The 17421-nt window shown below is 67.3% G+C and carries 15 protein-coding genes and 1 riboswitch; of the genes, 3 read left to right on the forward strand and 12 right to left on the reverse strand.

Features of this window, described 5'->3' with window-relative positions:
• Positions 1-39 precede the first annotated feature (39 nt).
• The 4 genes from cysK to dut form a co-directional block, all read right to left on the reverse strand.
• Positions 40-1008: a cysteine synthase A gene (gene cysK / locus AABQ55_RS04190; RefSeq protein ID WP_244767213.1), complete on the reverse strand. Its 969-nt coding sequence runs from the start codon at positions 1006-1008 to the stop codon at positions 40-42.
• Positions 1009-1238: 230 nt separating this feature from the next.
• Entirely contained in the window at positions 1239-1856 is a 618-nt protein-coding gene (locus AABQ55_RS04195; protein ID WP_272807373.1) for a LysE family translocator, read from the reverse strand.
• 332 nt (positions 1857-2188) lie between these two features.
• Positions 2189-3076 carry a GNAT family N-acetyltransferase gene (locus AABQ55_RS04200; protein ID WP_272807374.1) on the reverse strand — a complete coding sequence of 296 codons (888 nt, stop codon included), beginning with the start codon at positions 3074-3076 and terminating at the stop codon, positions 2189-2191.
• A gap of 4 nt (positions 3077-3080) precedes the next feature.
• The gene (gene dut, locus AABQ55_RS04205) at positions 3081-3554 is read right to left on the reverse strand and encodes a dUTP diphosphatase (protein ID WP_272807375.1); all 474 of its coding nucleotides are present in this window, start codon (positions 3552-3554) and stop codon (positions 3081-3083) included.
• Between the two features lie 93 nt (positions 3555-3647).
• On the opposite strand from dut, the gene AABQ55_RS04210 reads away from it, so the two are divergent.
• Positions 3648-5228: a peptide chain release factor 3 gene (locus tag AABQ55_RS04210; protein ID WP_272807376.1), complete on the forward strand. Its 1581-nt coding sequence runs from the start codon at positions 3648-3650 to the stop codon at positions 5226-5228.
• Between the two features lie 136 nt (positions 5229-5364).
• A riboswitch (TPP riboswitch) is annotated at positions 5365-5461 on the forward strand.
• A 42-nt stretch (positions 5462-5503) separates the two neighbouring features.
• Positions 5504-6313: a bifunctional hydroxymethylpyrimidine kinase/phosphomethylpyrimidine kinase gene (thiD, locus tag AABQ55_RS04215; RefSeq protein ID WP_272807377.1), complete on the forward strand. Its 810-nt coding sequence runs from the start codon at positions 5504-5506 to the stop codon at positions 6311-6313.
• A 4-nt stretch (positions 6314-6317) separates the two neighbouring features.
• On the opposite strand, the gene AABQ55_RS04220 is transcribed toward thiD, so the two are convergent.
• The 3 genes from AABQ55_RS04220 to AABQ55_RS04230 form a co-directional block, all read right to left on the reverse strand.
• On the reverse strand, positions 6318-6935 hold the full coding sequence (locus tag AABQ55_RS04220) for a LysE family translocator (protein WP_272807378.1): 618 nt from the start codon (positions 6933-6935) through the stop codon (positions 6318-6320).
• Positions 6936-7020: 85 nt separating this feature from the next.
• Positions 7021-7815: an AraC family transcriptional regulator gene (locus AABQ55_RS04225; RefSeq protein WP_272807379.1), complete on the reverse strand. Its 795-nt coding sequence runs from the start codon at positions 7813-7815 to the stop codon at positions 7021-7023.
• Between the two features lie 3 nt (positions 7816-7818).
• A complete protein-coding gene (locus tag AABQ55_RS04230; RefSeq protein ID WP_272807380.1) occupies positions 7819-8223 on the reverse strand; it encodes a GFA family protein in 405 nt (134 codons plus the stop codon).
• Between the two features lie 377 nt (positions 8224-8600).
• Here AABQ55_RS04230 and AABQ55_RS04235 point away from each other — a divergent pair, with 377 nt between their 5' ends.
• The gene (locus AABQ55_RS04235) at positions 8601-9422 is read left to right on the forward strand and encodes a class II glutamine amidotransferase (RefSeq protein WP_272807381.1); all 822 of its coding nucleotides are present in this window, start codon (positions 8601-8603) and stop codon (positions 9420-9422) included.
• On the opposite strand, the gene coaBC is transcribed toward AABQ55_RS04235, so the two are convergent.
• From coaBC to ubiB, 5 genes are all read right to left on the reverse strand, one after another.
• Positions 9415-10620 (reverse strand): bifunctional phosphopantothenoylcysteine decarboxylase/phosphopantothenate--cysteine ligase CoaBC, encoded by a 1206-nt coding sequence (coaBC, locus tag AABQ55_RS04240; protein WP_272807382.1) that lies wholly within the window; start codon positions 10618-10620, stop codon positions 9415-9417. The two genes, AABQ55_RS04235 and coaBC, sit on opposite strands and share 8 nt — an antisense overlap.
• A gap of 284 nt (positions 10621-10904) precedes the next feature.
• Positions 10905-11132, reverse strand: a complete 228-nt coding sequence (locus AABQ55_RS04245) for a hypothetical protein (protein WP_244767223.1) — start codon at positions 11130-11132, stop codon at positions 10905-10907.
• A 133-nt stretch (positions 11133-11265) separates the two neighbouring features.
• Positions 11266-12069: an ion channel gene (locus AABQ55_RS04250; protein WP_244767224.1), complete on the reverse strand. Its 804-nt coding sequence runs from the start codon at positions 12067-12069 to the stop codon at positions 11266-11268.
• A gap of 43 nt (positions 12070-12112) precedes the next feature.
• Complete coding sequence (locus AABQ55_RS04255) at positions 12113-15742, reverse strand: FecR domain-containing protein (RefSeq protein WP_272807383.1); 3630 nt, start codon at positions 15740-15742, stop codon at positions 12113-12115.
• 79 nt (positions 15743-15821) lie between these two features.
• The gene (ubiB, locus tag AABQ55_RS04260; RefSeq protein ID WP_272807384.1) at positions 15822-17396 is read right to left on the reverse strand and encodes a 2-polyprenylphenol 6-hydroxylase; all 1575 of its coding nucleotides are present in this window, start codon (positions 17394-17396) and stop codon (positions 15822-15824) included.
• Between the last annotated feature and the right edge of the window lie 25 nt (positions 17397-17421).

The raw sequence follows: 17421 nt of genomic DNA on the forward strand, positions 1-17421 counted from the left end.
ACGGCCCGCCATGCGCATGGCGCAGCGGGCCGGAGGGCGTCAGCCGCCGAGGCCTTCGAAGAGCGCGGTGGAAAGATAGCGCTCGGCGAAGGAGGGAATGATGACGACGATGGTCTTGCCGGCATTTTCCGGGCGGCTGCCGACCTTGGCGGCGGCGGCGAGCGCCGCGCCGGAGGAGATGCCGACGGGCACGCCCTCCAGCCGCGCCACGAGGCGGGCATTTTCGAAGGCCTCGTCGTTCGTCACGGTCACGATCTCGTCATAGATCGCCGTGTCGAGCACGGCCGGGGCGAAGCCGGCGCCGATGCCCTGGATCTTGTGCGGGCCGGGATTGCCGCCGGACAGGACCGGGCTGTCGGCCGGCTCGACGGCGACGACCTTGAGGCCGGGCTTCTTCGCCTTCAGCACCTGGCCGGCGCCGGTGATCGTGCCGCCGGTGCCGATGCCGGAAACGAGGATGTCGACCGCGCCGTCCGTGTCGTTCCAGATCTCCTCGGCCGTCGTCCGGCGGTGGATCTCGGGGTTGGCCGGATTTTCGAACTGCTGGGGGATGATCGCGCCGGGAATGGTGGCGGCCAGTTCCTCCGCCTTGGCGATCGCGCCCTTCATGCCCTTCGGCCCCTCGGTCAGCACCAGTTCGGCGCCGAGCAGCGCCAGCATCTTGCGCCGCTCGATCGACATGGTCTCGGGCATGGTGAGGATGAGGCGGTAGCCCTTGGCGGCGGCGGCGAAGGCGAGGGCGATGCCCGTATTGCCCGAGGTCGGCTCGACCAGCGTCGAGCTGCCGGGCGTGATCTTCCCGTCGGCTTCGAGCGCCTCGATCATCGCCACGCCGATGCGGTCCTTCACCGAGGCGATCGGGTTGAAGAATTCGAGTTTTGCAAGAAGGGTGGCCGAAACGCCCTTTTCCCTGGCGAACTTGTCGAGCCGCACGATGGGCGTGTCGCCGATCGTCTCGGTGATGGAGGCGTAGATACGGCCGCGGCCGGGTTTGCGGGTGTCGGTCATCGGGTGCTCCCTCGGTTCTCGTTCCGCAAAAGATAGGAGCGAATGGCGCCGGAGACGAGTCCGGATTTCGCGACAAAAGCGCCGAAAGCGGAATAATCCCGCACTGAGCGCAATTCCGGCAAAAGGGTGCGGCGGTTTTGCGCCCGGACGTGCGCGGGAACAAACAGATTGAGCGTTTTCGGGATTTGCGGAAAAGCGGAAACGCTAGCGGCGCAAAACCGGATGGTCCCTCACGCCGCGCGGGTCGCGATATAGGCGGCCGTGCCGGCGAGAATGCCGGCGGCGACCCGGTTCATCCGCTGCAGCGCCTTCGGCTGCCTGAGGAGAAGCCGGGCGCGCGAGGCGAGCGCGATATAGGGTACGAGCACGACGATGAGCACCACGAAGGTCGCGGCAAGCAGCATGCCGTAGTCCTCGAGGCCGATCGCCTCGAGATCGACCAAGGTCGGCACCAGCGCGACGTAGAACAGCATGGTCTTCGGATTGCCGAGCGTCACGAACAGGCCGGAGAGAAACGACAGGGCCATGCTCGTCGAGGCGCGCGCCTCGATGTCCTGCGGGATGAGGCCGCTCGTCCAGAGCTTCCAGGCGATGTAGCCGAGATAGAGCGCACCGGCGATCTTGATCAGCATGAAGGTCGTGGTGAAGGTCTGGGCGATGAAGGCAAGGCCGAGGATGACCGCCGTCAGGTAGATCATGTCGCCGAGGATGAGGCCGAGGCCCATGAAGAAGGTGGGCCGGAAACCCGAGCCGAGCGCCCGCGCGACGATCGCCGTGATGCCGGGACCGGGAATGATGGCGGCGATGAACAGGGCACCGCAATAGGCAAGCAGGACGGCGACGGTCATGACGGACTCCAAGGGACTGCGCTCTTCTAGCGCAATTCCGGCAAAAGTGCGAAGCCGTTTCGCGCCTCGAATGGCACAAGACGAACGCGCATCGCGTCCTGCGGTCTGCCGGCGCGCTATCTCGGCCAGCCCGTCAGGCAGGCGCTCCGCCCCGATTCGCGCGGCGCCTTCGATATGCGGGCGTTGCCGCACGACGGAACGCGAAAACTCTTCTTCATGGGGCTTCCTGCCGGTCTTCTTGACCCCGGATCGCCCTCTCCGGCTCCATCGCCCCTGTTTACCGCCCGGCCGCGCCGGCTTGTTCACACGGCGCCGGATGATGGCGCCGCTGATCAGAACGCGGCCATCGGCGACAGCGCGAAAGGCTGCTCCGGCGCGAGGTCTTCCGCCGCGCGCAGCATGAAAACCATGTCGCCTTCGTCCGGCACGGCCGTGCCCGCCCAGACGAGGTGATCGGACGCGAAGTGCACCGTGACGCGGGCAGGTGCGAGGTGCAGGCTCGCCAGGATGTCCGCAAGGCTCGGAATGCGCGCGCCGACGACATCGAGGAGATCGAAGCCGCCGTCCTCGCCCATCTGCCAGGCGATCGCGGCCTTCGCCTCTTCCATCAGGTCGAGCCTGAGGTCCGGCATCAGCGCGGCGTTGAACAGGAACATTTCCTTCTGCCGGAGCGGCGCGAAGCGATCGGACACCGGCCGGCGGCCATCGAGCAGGCGGCCGAGCAGCGTAAGGTCGACCTCGCTGCCGATATCGAGCCGCCGGAGCGGTCCGGCCCGCCCGCCTGCCGGTGCCGGTCCGGAGAAACGATGCTGGGCCAGCGCGCGAAAGCCGTGGCGATGGTAGAGGTCCGGTGTATCGGTCAGAAGCGCGACGGCCTCGAACCCTTCCGCATCGCAGTGCCGGAGCGCCGCTTCCATGACATCGCGATAGAGCCCCTTGCCGCGGTATTCCGGCCGCACGGCGCCCGATTGCAGGCCCGCGGCGCGCACGAACGTGCCGTTGACGACAAGCGGCAGGGAAAACGCGCTGATATTGGCGATACAGCGGCCGGCATCGTCGAACCAGGCGAAGGGCATGCTCGTCGGGTCCGGTCCGCCGAGCCGGTCCATCACCGTCACGTCGATGTCGAAGATGTCTTCGAGGAGGCCGGCAAGCGCCCGCCAGGCGGCGCCGTCGCCGAAATAGTCCGAGCGGAAGGAAAGGCCCTTGCGGTCGGGCATGGCCCTAGCGCACGCCGGTGGAGCCGAAACCGCCGGCGCCACGGGTGGTCTCGCCCGCCGTCTCCACCTCGCGCACGGCAACCTGCGTGACCGGCGCGATCACCATCTGCGCGACGCGCATGCCCCGTTCGATGACGAAGGGCTCCTCGCCGAGATTGACGAGCAGCACCTTTACCTCGCCGCGATAATCGCTGTCGATCGTGCCGGGCGTGTTGAGGCAGGTGATGCCGTTCTTGAAGGCGAGGCCGGAGCGGGGGCGGACCTGTCCCTCGTAGCCGGCCGGGATCTCGAAGACGAAACCGGTCGGCACCAGGGCGCGCTGGCCGGGCGGCAGCGTCAGCGGCTGGTCTTCCGCCACGGCGGCGCGCAGGTCCATGCCGGCGGCGCCGCCGGTCTCGTAGGCGGGAAGCGCGATGTCCGCGCCATGCGGCAGGCGGAGAAGGCAGAGCGTGGGCTGGGTGGGAGCATGTGCGTTCATGCGCCCATAAGCCGGCCGCAGTCCCACCCCGTCAATTGCATCTTCCCGGCGGAGCCTGTAAAGACCGCGGCAACTCACAGGATATTGCAGAAAATGGCCGAAACCCTTGCAGAGGCGGTCTCCCGCCGCCGCACCTTCGCGATCATCGCGCACCCGGACGCCGGTAAGACCACCCTCACGGAAAAGCTGCTGCTTTTCGGTGGCGCCATCCAGCTCGCCGGCGAAGTGAAGGCGAAGAAGGACCGCATCCAGACCCGCTCGGACTGGATGAAGATCGAGCGTGAACGCGGCATCTCCGTCGTCACCTCGGTGATGACCTTCGAATATGACGGTAACGTCTTCAACATTCTCGATACACCCGGCCACGAGGACTTCGCCGACGACACCTACCGCACGCTGACGGCGGTGGATGCGGCCGTCATGGTCATCGACGCCGCCAAGGGCATCGAGCCGCGCACGCTCAAGCTGTTCGAGGTCTGCCGCCTGCGCGACATCCCGATCATCACCTTCGTCAACAAGATGGACCGCGAAAGCCGCGATCCGTTCGAAATCCTCGACGAGGTGGAGGAGAAGCTGGCGCTCGACACCGCCCCGGTCACCTGGCCGGTCGGCCGCTCGAAGACCTTCTGCGGCTCCTATCACCTGGCCGACCGCACCTTCCGCGGCTCGGACACGCAGGTGCAGCCGACGAGGATCGACGACCCGGCGGTGGTGGCGAAGAACCTGCCGGAAAACGAGCGGGCCGCCTTCACCGAGGAGCTTGAGCTCGCCCGCGAGGCCTGCCGGCCCTACGACCAGGAAGCTTTCCTCGAAGGGCACATGACGCCGGTCTTCTTCGGCTCGGCGCTCCGCAATTTCGGCGTTCGCGACCTCATCAACGCGCTCGGCGCCTTCGCGCCGCCGCCGCGCGACCAGGTGGCGGACGTGCGCAAGGTGCATGCCTCGGAAGACAAGATGACGGCCTTCGTCTTCAAGATCCAGGCGAACATGGACCCGAACCATCGCGACCGCATCGCCTTCGCCCGCGTCTGCTCCGGCATGCTGGAGCGCGGCATGAAGGTGCGCCTTGCCCGCACGGGCAAGACGATCGGCCTTTCGGCCCCGCAGTTCTTCTTCGCCTCGCAGCGGCAGCTGGCCGATACGGCTTATGCCGGCGACGTGGTGGGCATCCCCAACCACGGCACGCTCCGCATCGGCGACACGCTGACGGAAGGCGAGGCGCTGGTCTTTGAAGGCGTGCCGAACTTCGCGCCGGAAATCCTGCGCCGCGTGCGGCTGGAGGATGCGATGAAGGCCAAGAAGCTGAAGGAAGCGCTCCAGCAGATGGCGGAGGAGGGCGTCGTGCAGCTCTTTTCGCCGGAAGACGGCTCGCCCGCCATCGTCGGCGTCGTCGGTGCGCTGCAGCTCGACGTGTTGAAGGAGCGGCTTTCGGCGGAATACGGCCTGCCCGTCTCCTTCGAAATGTCGCGCTTTTCCGTCTGCCGCTGGATCTCGTCGGACAGCGCGGCGGAGCTGGACAAGTTCGTCACCCAGCGCCGCGGCGATATCGCCCGCGACCTCGACGGCGACCCGGTCTTCCTGGCGCAGGATGCCTTCTCGCTGCGCTACGAGGCGGAACGTTATCCGGCGATCAAGATGGTTGCCATCAAGGAATACCACGTCACCAAGGCCTGAGCGGGCGGGCTCACCCGCCCACGATTTAATCCGCCACCTTTTCCCCGCTCTCGGGGAAAAGGATGCATGGCGCCGGTGGCAAACGCGCTGCGACGCCACTTTCGGCGTGACAGGCGCCGCGTCATTTGCGAAAACCCGTTCAAGACAGGGGCGTCCGCCGGAAGGCGGGCTGAGAAGCACCCTTTGAACCTGAACCGGATCATGCCGGCGGAGGGAGTCGAACGGGTGCCGCATCGCCGCCACCCCGAGGCCGCCCCTGCCGGGAAGGAGGCGAGATGGCCGACACAATCGCAAACATTCTCTCGATCGCGGGCTCCGATCCCTCGGGCGGCGCCGGCATCCAGGCGGATCTCAAGACCTTTGCCGCGCGCGGCACCTACGGCATGGCGGCGCTGACGGCCCTGACGGCACAGAACACGCAGGGCGTTTCCGGCGTGCATCTGGTCCCGCCCGACTTCGTGGCGGCACAGATCGCCGCGGTTTTCGCGGATATCCGGGTGGATGCGGTGAAGATCGGCATGATCGCCTCGGCGGAGATCGCCGAAGCGGTGGCGGCCGCCTTGTCGCCGCATCGCGCGGTGCCCATCGTGCTCGATCCCGTCATGGTCGCCAAGGGCGGGGCTTCGCTCCTGGCGCAGGAGGCCGTGGCGGCGCTGGTGCACCAGCTGCTGCCGCGCGCAAGCGTGCTCACGCCGAACCTGCCGGAGGCGGCGGCTCTTCTGGGTGAGGCGGAGGCCGTGGACCGGGCCGGCATGGAGGACCAGGCAAGGCGGCTGCTCGACCTCGGGCCGAAGGCGGTGCTGCTGAAGGGCGGGCACCTGCCGGGCAGCGAGAGCCCCGACGTGCTCGCGACGCCCGATCGGCTGCACTGGTTCGAGGGCGTGCGCGTGCTGACGCGCAACACGCATGGCACCGGCTGCTCGCTGTCGAGCGCGATCGCCGCCGAGCTCGGCAAGGGGCAGGCGCTTGCCGATGCCGTGGCGGCGGCCAAGCGCTTCATCGCCGGTGCCGTGCGCCTGTCGGATGCGTTGACCGTCGGCTCCGGCCACGGTCCGCTGCATCATTTCCACCTGTCCGGCAACTGATCGGTCAGCGGTCGGACAGCGCGAGCCGGAGGCCCATCAGGCCGAGGGCGGCGGCGAAGCTGCGCTGCATCCAGACGATGACCGCCGGCCGGCTCAGCACCTGCCGGCGCAGGCCGGCGGCAAGCGCCCCATAGCCGACAAAGACGAGGAAGGTGAGGGCCATGAAGACGCCGCCGAGGAAAAGCATCTGGCCCGTGGCATCTCCGGAGGCGCTCACCGGGATGAACTGCGGCAGGAAGGCGAGGAAGAACAGCGAGAGCTTCGGGTTGAAGATGTTGGTGAGGATGCCCTTGCGCACGATCCTCAGCGCACTGCCGGCCGGTGCCTGCTCAGGCCCGACATCGAGCGCATTGCTGTCCTTCAGCAGGCTCCAGGCGATGAACAGGAGATAGGCGACGCCGATATAGCGCAGCACCTCGAAGGCGAGCGCGCTGGCATGCAGCACGGCGGCAAGGCCGACCACGCTGGCGAGGATATGCGGAACGATGCCGAGCGTGCAGCCGAAGGCGGCCAGGACGGCGGCGCGGAACCCGCCGCTGATGCCGAGCGCCAGCGTATAGATCACGCCGGTGCCCGGCAGAAGGATGACGACGAGCGAGGTGATGAGGAATTCGGAAGTCATGTCTGGTTCCATGCGGGTTGAAAGGCAGCAGGGAACACCGGAAGGGCGCCGGGGGTCTTGAATGAAATTGCGGGATGCGGGCCGCTCAGGCGCGCGCGGCGAGATAGGCGCCGGGCGTATAGCCGTAGCGGCGGGTGAAATTGCGCGTCATGTGGCTCTGGTCGGCAAAGCCGGCTTCGATGGCGGCCTCGGCAAGCGGGGTGCCGGCCGCGATCAGCCGGCGGGCAAGCTCGGTGCGGCGCTGGAGCAGGTAGGCATGCGGCGTCAGGCCGGTGAGCCGGGCGAAATCGCGCACCAGCCGGAAGCGGCCGACGCCACAATCGCCGGCAAGGTCCTCCAGCGTCGCGGCCGAAGCGGGGTCGCTGTCGAGCCGGTCGCGGGCACGACCTATGGCCACCGGCCCGTCCTGTCGCGGCGCCTCTTCACGCAGCACGGCGGCGAGCAGCAGGAGAAGCTGTTCCTCGCGGCCGAGCGCATCGGCGCCGGCGTCAAGAAGCAGGGCGAGCAGCCGGGAAACCAGGCCTGCGATGCGCCCGTCGTCCAGCACCGGCGCGTAGAATTCCTCGCGCGGGCGCCCTTCGAAAATATCCTCCGCCGCCGCGCGGACGAGCGCCGGCTCCAGATAGAGCATGCGCCAAGCGCGCGGTGCGTCGCCGAGCGGCGCGCCGTCATGCACCTCGCCGGGGTTCACGGTGATCGTGTTGCCGGCCGCCGCCTCCACCAGACCGCGCCCGCTCGCCGATCTCTGCGCGCCGCTTTCGATGAGGCCGATGCCGTAGGTCTCGTGGGTATGGCGCGCGAACGTATGCCGGCTGTCGGCGAAGACCGCCTCGATGCCTTCCACGCCGGTTCGTACGATCCGGAAGCGCCCTGTCGCCATGGCTCAATCCCTCGCGGCGCCGGGAAGCGCCGCCGTCTCGCCGAACCAGTCGAGGGCCGAGCGGCACCAGATCTGGCGCGTCGGTTTCAGCGCCGCACGCTGGTTGATGCTGCCCCAGCGGATGCCCCAGGCCGCGGCGTCCTCGCCGGTGCCTGTCGTGAACAGCGGCGAGCCGCATTCGGGACAGAAATATTGCAGGCGCTTGCGGCCGCTCCCGGCGGTCTTCGTGTAGAGTTTCGGTGGATTGCCGGTGAGGTGCAGGGCGTCCTTCGGAATGCTCGCGGTGACGCGATAGGGCGAGCCGGTCAGCCGCTGGCAATCCGTGCAATGACAGATGGAGACCGCCTCCGGGTCGATCTCGGCCTCGTAGGTGACGAAGCCGCAATGGCATTGACCGTCGATCCGCATGGTCCATCCTTCCGCCGCGGGACAGGGTGGAAGGATAGGGGTTCGCGACCGCGCGTCAATGCGCCGGCGTGATGAAGGTGCCGTTCTGCAGTCCCCGCATCGCCTGTTGCACCTCGCGCACGTTCATCACGATCGGACCATGCCCCGGCCATTATTCACGAAATCCGGCGCCCGGAAAACGAACCGTTCACAAAACGCGTGTTCCCCCGGAAACCGCGCCTTTTGCCGCCGTCATCATAATGACACGCATGGTTTCGGCCCGTTTACATTCGTTAACGCATTTTTACCCATTTGCGTTGAAAATCCGGGCAGTGCCATGGTTAATGCGTCGGGTCCACCACCGGTTCGTGCCGGTCTTCGAAAGCGAGAATAGCGTCATGTGCCGTTGGGCAGCCTATCGTGGAGAGCCGCTCTTCCTTGAGGAACTGGTGTCCTCGCCCGCCCATTCGCTGATCGAGCAATCCCATTGCGCCACCCGCGCGAAGACGGCGACCAATGGCGACGGTTTCGGCATCGCCTGGTATGGCGAGCGCCCGGAGCCCGGCCGCTATCGCGATATCCTGCCCGCCTGGTCGGATTGCAACCTCAGAAGCATCGCCAGGCAGGTGCGCTCGCCGCTCTTCCTTGCCCATGTGCGCGCCGCGACGGGCGGCGGCACGCGGCGCGACAATTGCCATCCCTTCGTCCACGGCATCTGGTCCTTCATGCACAACGGCCAGATCGCCGATTTCGAGCACCTGCGCCGGCCGCTCGAAACCATGCTGGACAACGATCTCTACACGGCCCGCACCGGCTCGACGGATTCCGAGCTGCTGTTCCTGCTCGCCCTGCAGTTCGGCCTTGCCCGCGATCCGCTCGGCGCCATGGCCGAGACGATCGCCTTCGTCGAGCGACTCGCCGCCCATCTGGAGCGCCGCGTTCTCGTGCGCTTCACCGCCGCCTTCACGGATGGCGACCAGCTCTATGCGGTGCGCTATGCGACGGACTACGCCGCGCCGACGCTCTATGCCGCGCCGATGGGCGCGACGGGCGGCTACTGCCTGGTCTCCGAGCCGCTGAACGACGACACGGAAGCCTGGGTGGAAATCCCCGACGGCAGCGCCGTCGTGCTCGGCGAAAACGGCGTCGACGTGCGCATCTTCTCTCCCGCCGGCCGGCCTGCGCTGGCGATGGAGAGGCGCCTCGCCCTCGTCAGGTAAGCCGTTCGGCGATCCAGCCGGCAAGACGGCCGGCGACATCGTCCTTCGAAAGATCCGGCCATTGCTCGACGCCGCCGGCGGTGATCAGCTTCACGCTGTTGCGCGTGCCACCCATGATGCCCGTTTCCGGCGAGACGTCGTTGGCGACGATGAGGTCGGCACCCTTCTTCTGCAGCTTCACGCGGCCGTTGCTCTCGACATCCTGCGTCTCGGCGGCAAAGCCGACGACGACCTTCGGGCGCTTGGCATTGTGGCCGACGGTCTTCAGGATATCGGGGTTCTCGGCGAGCATCAGGGGCGGCGGACCTTCGCCCGGCTGCTTCTTGATCTTCTCCGTGTTCGGTGTCGCCACGCGCCAGTCGGCGACGGCCGCGACCATGACGGCGATATCCGCCGGCAGCGCGGCGAGCACCGCCTGCAGCATCTCCTCCGCCCGCTCGACCTTCACGACCGTGACGCCCGGCGGATCGCTGAGCGTGACGGGACCGGAGACCAGCGTCACCTCGGCCCCGAGCCGGGCGAGTGCGGCGGCGATGGCATGGCCCTGCCGGCCCGAGGAGCGGTTGGCGATGTAGCGCACGGGGTCGATCGGCTCATGGGTCGGGCCGGAAGTGACGACGGCCTTGCGGCCGGCCAGCGGCCTTGCCCCGCCGTCGAGCAGGCCTTCCACCGCTGCGACGATCTCGAGCGGCTCGGCCATGCGGCCAAGGCCGGCCTCGCCGCTTTCCGCCATCTCGCCGGCATTGGGGCCGATGAAGGCGAGCCCGTCCCCCCGCAGCGTCGCGACATTGCGCCGTGTCGCCGGATGCACCCACATCTTCGGGTTCATGGCCGGGGCGAGCAGCACCGGCCGGTCGGTGGCGAGCAGCACGGTGGAGGCGAGGTCGTCGGCAAGGCCGTTCGCCATCTTCGCCATCAGGTCGGCCGTGGCGGGGGCGACGACGACGAGGTCGCAATCACGCGCCAGCCGGATATGCCCGACATCCTGCTCGTCCTCGCGGGAAAACAGGTCGGTATAGACATGGCCGGCCGAAAGCGCGCCGACGGCAAGCGGCGTGACGAACTGCTGCGCGCCCGCCGTCATGACCGGACGAACCTCCGCGCCGCGCTCGCGCAGCCGGCGGATGAGGTCGAGGCTCTTGTAGGCGGCGATGCCGCCGGACATGACGAGGAGGATGCGTTTTCCAGCAAGCGGCATGGCGGGTCCTAGGCAATTCCAGCAAAAGCGCTGAAGCGGTTTTGCGCCCGGAACGGCATGAAAACAAGACGCTGGACCAATTCCAGCAAAAGTGCGCGGCGGTTTTGCGTTTGGAACAGCGCAAAAACAAAGAGATAGAGCGTTTTCTCGCTTCGAGGACGCGCGGAAAGCGCACGACCCATCCTCGGCAGGACGGTCGCCCCGTCCTGTCCCGTTGCGGCGGTATTTCCAGGTCCTGGCCCGACGGCGGTTCCCCAAACCGTCCCGTCAGGCCGGCAGGGCGCCTAGTGGCAGACCTTCACCTTCTTGATGACGAGTTTGCCGTAGTAGTCGTATTTCTTGATCTTCTTCCAGACGCACTTCGGCTTGTGGCCGTAGTAGTGCGTGGCAAGTTCGACGGTGCCGGCCGGCCGGATCGTCGCGGCATCCGGCATCATGCCGGCAAGCGACGGTGCGGCGGACGCGCCGAAAGACAAGGCGGTAATGGCGATGGAAACAAGGATCTTGCGCATGGACGGCTCCCCTCTGGCCCTCTGGAGAATACGGTCTTGCAATGCGAGGCGCCGGTTGTTCCGGCTTTTCTAAAGTAGCACCTTTCCCGTCCTGCGGGAACAGACACGTCGGGCCAAGTCAGGGTGGTTTGCCTCAGGCGCCGTCGTTTGGAATGTTCAGCACATGGCCGCAGGCCTTGCAGTGCACGGCATCGGTCTCATGGCGCGAGAGGCCGCATTGCGGGCAGGGGAAGGTCACCTTGTAGGGCCGCACGATCGCCTGCGCGAGCCGCACGAAGAGCGAGATGCCGATGATCATCGTGACGATGGAGGTGAGTTTTCCCAGCGTGCCGGGCAGGGTGATGTCGCCGAAGCCGGTGGTCGTGACGGTCGCGACGGAGAAGTAGAGCGCGTCGACGAAGCCTTCGAATCCCTCCGCGCCGTAGAAGAAGTTGCTATAGACGAAGCCGGTGACGAGGAAGAGGAAGACGAGGAAGTTCACGCAGGCCTGGATGACCTCTTCCTTGTCGCCGTGTCCGATGCGGTGCAGCAGCAGCGTCACCAGCTTGCTCTGGCTGATCGCCCAGATGCGCAGGACGCGCAGGAAGGCGAAGTTGTGCAGCTGGTTGGGAAAGAGCAGCGTGCCGAGCACGACGACGTCCACCCAGGTCATTGGCCGCATCGTCCAGTAGCGCAGGTTCGGCGCGATCAGCGCCCGCGCGCCCAGCTCGAAGGCGATGACGGCGGCGATGACATAATCGACGATGATATAGGCCGGCCCCTTGCGCAGATACGGGCCCGCGATGAAGAAGCCGAGGATTGCGATATCGACGAGGAGCATGGCGGCCTGGAAGCGGATCGCCTCCCGGTCGCGGCCGAAATAGAGCCCGCGCAATTGCCGGCGCACCCGTTCGAGAAAGGGCTGCGGCTCGGTTGCGGTCAGCGGTTCATCGGTCATCGCTGAAAGACTAGCGCCCGCCGGATGCCGGTCAAGCGCCCCCTCAGAATCGCGCCTTCATCGTCGCGAGGAAGGTGCGGCCGGGGCCTGGCAGGCGATCGGCCATCTCGATGTCGTTGTCGAAGATGTTCAGCACGCTGAGGCCGGCCTCCAGGTGCCCGCTCTGCGATTTCCAGGTCAGCGCGACGTCCGTCGTCCAGTACCTGTCGAGCGTCCTGCCAGCCGGCGCGTCGTTCTCATCGAAAAAGTGCGAGCCGAGCCGCGGGCCCACGAAGCTCTGGGCGAGCGTCGCCGTCCAGCGCGCGGGGTGCACGTAGGTCAGGCCGACCTGCGCCACATAGTCGGGCACCAGCGGCACGTCGAAGGAGGGATCCCAGCCCGCCGTGGTGTCCTTGCTGGTGTTCCAGGTGAAGGAACCGAAGGCGCCGAGGCCGTCGCCGACCCAGTAGTTGGCGCTGATCTGCAGGCGGTCGATCTTGCCCGTGTCCGTCAGGAAGCTCGCCATGAAGTCTTCCGGCGTCAGCGTCAGGCCGTTGAAGCGCTGGTGCTGATATTCGACTGCGGTGAAGAAGCGTTCGTTCCACTCGGCGTCCCAGCGTACCGCCGTCGTCCGCGTCTGCCCGCCCCGGAAGAGCGGCAGCTCCATCGGGGAAAGGCCGACCGTCGTGACGGGCGAAAGCGTATAGTTGCTGGCGAACTGCGTATCCTGCCGATAGTAGGCGCGCAGCCAGTGGCTGTCGCTCGGCGCGAAGGCGATGCCGAGCCGGTAGTCGACCGGTCCCCAGCGCGGGCTGTCGCCGTCGAAGCGCGACTGGAAGGCACCCGCCTGCACCTGCAGGCTGTCGGAAAGCTCCAGATAGCCGTCGATATAGGCCCGCGTCGTCGAGCTGCCGCCGTTGGCGGCCCCGAGATCCTTGATCTCGCCGGTCGTCAGGTCGGTCTCGATCACCGAGACCCGAAAGTCACTCTCCGCCGCCTCCATGCCGTAGCGCAGCGTCAGCGGCCCGATGCCGAGGAGATGACCGACGCCATAGGTGAAAACGTCCTCCCGCGACTTTTCATTGACGCGATAGGTGATCGGCGGGATATCGTCATTCTCATCGGCGTCGACAATGGAGCGGTATCGGGTCAGGTCGTCCACCCGGCGGTTGACCGCGAAGGCCTGCACCACGTTGCGCTCGCCGATGACATGGCTCCAGGCGACGCCGAACTCGGTGGCATCCGTCACGCTGTCGTTGAAGGGCGCGGGATTGGAGGTCTGGCCCGGATAGCCGACCTCCTGCCGGATCCTGTTGCCGAAGAGATAGACGCTGTCCGTCAGGGTCGGCTTGATGCCGATGTTGAAGAGCCCGCCCAGAAGATCGTTCTCGTCGTTTTCGCGCGCGCTCTCCGGCCGGATGATATCGCCCTTGAGATAGTAGCTGACCGGCACGGGCGTGTAGCTCGTGCCCTGGAGGAGGATGTCGCTCGCCCAGCCGATGTCGGCGCCGTAGTGCGAAAGGGTTCCGCCCAGCGAGGCCTCGAAGAAGTTGCGGGTCTCCAGGCTGTTGCGCTTTTCTTCCGAGGCGATCGACAGCGGCGCGAACAGCCGCGCCTGAAGCTCCGATGCGATGGAGGAACCGCCGGAGGAGGAGCGGTCGAGGCCGGAGAGCGGCGTGTTGACGAAAGGACTGCCGCCACCCGCCGTCGCCTCGTCGACATAGGTCGTGGAGACGAAGGGATCGTAGGAGCGGTCGGCATAGAATTGGCCCCATTCGGTCAGGCCGACATTGTCGAGCGCCACGCCGAGATAGGAGGAGACCTGCCGGTTGGTGTCGTAGCCGGAATAGTAGCCGCCGCGCGCCTGGCGGCGGCGCAGCGCCTCTCGAGCGTTGAGGATGGCGTCGTCGGCGCGGAATTCATCGATCGCGATGCCGGCGCGGATGAGGGCGATGCTCGGATTGTCGCGGTCGAAACGGTCGGCATTGTCGAGCGCCTGGGCGGTCTCGGCGTCGGCGCCGCTCTGGTAGCTGGCGATGGCAAGGCCGATCAGCGCGTCGCCGGCGGTCGGGTTGACGGCGGCCGCCTCCTGCAGGACCTTTTCGCCTTCCGCGGTCCTGCCCATGCGCAGGAGATAGCGACCCTTGGCGGCAAGCACGGCATAGGAGGTGGGATCGAGCGCCTCGGCGGCGTCGATCGCCGCCTTTGCCGCGGCCATCTGGTCGTTGTCCATCAGGAAGCGGGCGTGATTGGCGTGCAGCGCGGCGTTTTCGGGGTTGAGGGCGATGGCGCGCCGGTGGGCGGCATTGGCCTCCACGATGGCGTTGCGGTCGCTCTTCAGGATGCCGATCTCGTTCCACACGGCGTCGTCGCCGGGCGCGGCCTTCACCGCCCGGTCGAGCTCGGCAAGCGCCCCGTCGATGTCGCTCGACACGGTGGAGCGGAACCGCGCGCTGACGAGCAGATGGGCAGGATCGTCGGGATCGATCGATCTGGCGCGGGCGAGCGCCGCGCGCACCTCGTCGCGGTCGTCGAGTTCGTAGGCGAGGCTGGCGCGCATGGCGGGCAGGGCCGCTTCGTTCGGGAAGCGCGGCTCGGCCCTGCGGAGGAATTCGATCGCCTCGACCTGTCCCCGGAGATTGGCGATGGCGATCGCCTGGGCGATCGCCTCCCCGGCGGTTCCTGGCGTCTGGTTCAGCGACGGTGCCTTGGCGTCGGTGTCGGGGTTTTCCAGCGAGAGCGCGATCCACTCGCCGTAGCGCGCCATGGTGCGCCGCTCGCCGGAAAGATGCGGCATCGCCTTGCGGAACAGCCGGATCGCCTCGTCATACCGCGTGGCCTGGCCGGCGATCATCGCCTCGACCAGGCTGGCGCGGGCCTCCAGCGCGGCGGGAAGCGGGCGCGGCAGGCGGGAAAGGGCGGCCTCGGCGGCCGCCCTGCCGTCATAGGCGAGCGCCGTCTCGGCGAGCGTCAGCCAGTCCTCGCGGCTGCGGCCGGCCTCCGGCGTGTCGAGGATGCGCCGCCGCTCGGCGCGGGCCTTCGTGCTTTCCGTGCCGCTGACGGGCAGGCTCGCGAAGGTGCCGCGCACCTCGCTGTAGAGCAGGACCTGCTCGCGCTCCTTGAGATTGACGAGGATGTATTTGCGCGGCGCCTCGCCGATCCGCGCCACGGCGCCTTCGCCCTGTCCGACCGTCACCGTGCCTTGCGCGTTGGAAAGCTCCACCGTGCCTTCGAGCACGGTCAGCGTCGTGCGGTCGCCCTCGGCGCGCAGCGTCCAGTCCGTGCCGCGAATGGCCGCTGCCGCCGCGGGCGTATCGACGGTGAGCCCGCTGCCGCCGCGGTCCGCGCGGCCCCAGATCGTGCCGCCTTCGAGATTGAGCTGGCTGTCCGAGGCGCCGTCGATCTTGCGCACGCGCAGGACCGTTTCGCGCGCCATGCGCACCAGCGTGTTGTCGGCAAAGCGGATGGCAAGGCTGCCGATGGCATTGGTGCGAAGCGTGTCGCCGGCGAGAAGGTCCTGGTTGACCTCGACGCCGCGCCAGCTGTCCACCTCGACGAAACGCACCTCCTCGCCGGATTTGCGATCCACGACGGCGCCATCGACGGTAGAACCGCGCGGCAGAACCTCCGCACACGCCGGATAAAAGCCCGCAACGATCGCGAGGGCCGAAACGCCCAGCTTCAACACACGCATGATTTCAGTTTCGTCCACCCTCGGAGCGGACGATATGGATGCAATTTTCCGGTGTTGTCAACGCGGGGAAAGCAACCCGTCAGGTAAGCTTCCAGGCGATATAGATGAGTGTTGCAGCAATGATCCACAGCGCCAGCCGGCCGGAGCGACTGTGGCGGGCCTCGGACCGGCCGATCGCTTCGGCGGTCTCCGCATCGAAACGCAGGCCCTTTTCGGCCATGCTGGTGATGTCCTGCGAAAGCTTTTCCGCCTTCGCGGCGATTTCCGGGGCCGCCTCGGCCAGCCGCAGGGCGGCATGGGCACCGTCGCGCAGGTCCGTCAAAAGCCGCTTCGGCCCCAAATTGTCCCGGATCCAGTCGCCGACGACGCCTTCGGACGCCTTCCACATGTTGAAGCGGGGGTTCAGCGTGCGCGAAACGCCCTCCACCACCACCATGGTCTTCTGCAGCATGACGAGTTCGGTGCGGGTCTCCATGTCGAAGAGCTCCGTCACCTCGAAGAGCAGGGTTAGGAGCTTTGCCATGGAGATGGTCTCGGCCGGCTGGCCGTGGATCGGTTCGCCGATGGCGCGGATCGCCTGGGCGAAGCTGGCGGTATCGTGGTGCGAGGGCACGTAGCCCGCCTCGAAATGCACGTCGGCGACGCGCTGGTAGTCGCGCGTGATGAAGCCGTAGAGGATCTCGGCGAGGAAGCGGCGCTCCTTCTTGCCGAGCCGGCCGACGATGCCCATGTCGACGGCGACGATCGTGCCTTGCGGATCGACGAAGAGATTGCCCTGGTGCATGTCGGCATGGAAGAAGCCGTCGCGCAGCGTATGGCGCAGGAAGGACTGGATCAGCGTATCGGCCAGCCTGTCGAGATCGTGGCCGGCGGCGCGCAATCCCTCGACGTCCGACATCTTGATGCCGTCGATCCATTCCATGGTGACGACGTCGCGCCCCGTGCGCTCCCAGTCGACCTTCGGCACGCGGAAGCCGGGATCGTTCCCGGTGTTTTCGCCGAGTTCCGAAAGCGCGGCTGCCTCCAGGCGAAGATCCATCTCGACCTTCGTCGTCTGCTCCAGCGTGCGCGTCACCTCGACCGGCTTCAGCCGGCGCGTGTTGGGCAGGATGCGCTCCTGAAGGCGCGCGGCGGCATACATGGCTTCCAGGTCATGGGCGAAACGCTGGCGCACGCCGGGGCGGATGACCTTGACCGCGACCTGCCGTTCGCCGGTCGCATCGCGCACCGTCGCGGGATGGACCTGCGCGATGGAGGCGGCGGCGATCGGGTCGCCGAAATTGACATAGAGCTCGTCGAGCGGCCGGCCGAGCGAGCCTTCGACGGTGGCGACGGCCGCTTCGCGCGGAAAGGTCGCCATGCGGTCCTGAAGGGCGGAAAGGTCGACGGCGATCTCGGCGCCGACGACGTCGGGCCGGGTCGCCAGGAACTGGCCCATCTTCACATAGGAGGGGCCGAGCCGTTCGATGGCGCGGGCAAGGCGGTCGCTGCGGTCCTCCTTCGAGGCCCGGCGGCGTTCGAAGAGACCGGCAAGCGTATGCGCGGTGCGCGCGAGCGGCGGCATGCCCTCCGTCGGCAGGGCCGAGACGACGCCCTCGCGCACGAGGACCCAGCCCACGCGGGCGAGCCGAAGATAGGCGCCGAAAACACTCATGCGGCAAGGTGCTGCTGGGAGGAGG

The sequence above is a fragment of the Shinella sp. WSD5-1 genome, assembly GCF_963942435.1.
GTDB lineage: Bacteria > Pseudomonadota > Alphaproteobacteria > Rhizobiales > Rhizobiaceae > Shinella > Shinella yambaruensis.